General features: G+C 55.1%; 2 protein-coding genes. Both read right to left on the bottom strand.

The features are described 5' to 3' along the window. Positions 1-301: 301 nt before the first annotated feature. Positions 302-445 (bottom strand): hypothetical protein, encoded by a 144-nt coding sequence (locus AC1RO3_RS08095; protein WP_281116331.1) that lies wholly within the window; start codon positions 443-445, stop codon positions 302-304. After that, a partial coding sequence (locus AC1RO3_RS08090) for a hypothetical protein (RefSeq protein ID WP_392340335.1) occupies positions 430-781 on the bottom strand: 352 nt, incomplete at its 5' end. The genes AC1RO3_RS08090 and AC1RO3_RS08095, both read right to left, overlap by 16 nt.

The raw sequence follows: 781 nt of genomic DNA, 5'->3' as shown, positions 1-781 counted from the left end.
TAGCCTCGCCCCGTACCAGTTCGTCACGCTGCACGCCGTCAATGGTCAACACGCTACTTTCGAGGCGCATGTGGTCCGAGGCCTCGACAAGCACAATGCCGGTCACTAGCAGCGGGCACTGGCCATGCTTGTTGACACCCAGACCGATGTCGCGAAAAATCAATTCACCGTGATTCATGTTTCTCCTTGTCACAAGGGCGCTTGCCCTTTTCATACACACATTTCGCGCCCTCGAACCCCATACGCTCTCGGCATTTGCAGGGCCCGAACCACGTATCCGGATAATGCACAGGCGTCTCGTTCAATGCACAAGCACCTGCACATGGTTCAGCAGCCATTGCGCGAGCAGCGTGGCACCAATACCTAGACCCAGACCCATAACAAATGCCCCGACGATCCCGCTGATAAGGCCGTTAAGAGCACCCACAATTACGCCTGCGAACACAATTCCTTGCCCTCCACGTGTTGGATCACCTGATTCGCAAGATCACCAATCGTCTCAAGACTGATGAATTCGGACGGATACATGGTGATGCGATATTTCTGGTTGATTGCTTCACAAAGAGCGGTACGCGCACGCAGAAGCTTCAGCCCCATTTCCACCAAGCGAACACCTGCGTACGCGCCGTTCGAGATTACCACAGGTCCTTTCACGATTTCGCGCTCCATCGCGAGCCGCACGATATCCTGAGCTACTGCGTCCATGGTAAGCGGCGGAACCTGTTTTGCATACATATGCTTGGCCCACAGCTCACCAGAAATCGCGTCCTCTACGTCACCC

The organism is Dellaglioa sp. CoH-57-MRSF-19 (assembly GCF_056781975.1).
This window is presented reverse-complemented; position numbering and strand designations above follow the sequence as displayed.